The organism is Pseudomonas sp. PME37.24/025 (assembly GCF_055556615.1).
In genome coordinates this window covers 1-239 of record NZ_JBVHNK010000467.1, presented here as the reverse complement: position 1 = coordinate 239, position 239 = coordinate 1, and the positions used below count along the sequence as shown (strand labels likewise).

The following is a 239-nucleotide window of genomic DNA, read 5'->3' as shown; positions in this document are numbered from 1 at the left end:
GTCGCCGCCGACGCGTTCCGCTCTCCGCAGTTGCTCTGGGCCTCCGGCATCCGTCCGGCTCCCCTCGGCCGGTACCTCACCGAGCACCACGTCGTCATCGGCACCGTCGTGCTCGACGGCGAGCGGATGAGCGAGCTCGTCTCCGACGACGAGCTGCAGGCCGAGCTGGACCGCCGCGCGATGAACCCCGCCGATCCGGTGGCCGCGGTCAATCGCATCCCGTTCTCCGAACCCGAGCA

At 71.1% G+C, this 239-nt stretch carries 1 protein-coding gene; it reads left to right on the top strand.

Annotated elements, in window-relative coordinates:
* Positions 1–239 (top strand): hypothetical protein (locus ACZ3HH_RS31115; RefSeq protein ID WP_465810577.1); only part of this gene is annotated, 239 nt, incomplete at both ends.